The 240-nt window shown below is 74.2% G+C and carries 1 pseudogene; it reads left to right on the top strand.

What is annotated here, in order from left to right:
* A pseudogene (locus CUZ56_RS15450) lies at positions 1 to 240 on the top strand (dihydroorotase); the annotation flags it as partial.

Raw genomic sequence — 240 nt, 5'->3', positions numbered from 1 at the left:
GCCCTGGAGTATGCGCGTTCGCTGGACGTCCTGATCGCCCAGCACGCGGAGGAGCCGCGACTGACCGGCGGTGCGGTCGCGCACGAGGGCCCGACGGCGGCGCGGCTGGGCCTGGCCGGTTGGCCGCGGGCCGCGGAGGAATCGATCGTGGCCCGGGATGCGCTCCTGGCCCGGGATGCCGGCGCGCGCGTGCACATCTGCCATGCGTCCACCGCAGGCACGGTGGAACTGGTGAAATGG

The sequence above is a fragment of the Saezia sanguinis genome (genome assembly GCF_003991585.1).
GTDB lineage: Bacteria > Pseudomonadota > Gammaproteobacteria > Burkholderiales > Burkholderiaceae_C > Saezia > Saezia sanguinis.
This window is presented reverse-complemented; position numbering and strand designations above follow the sequence as displayed.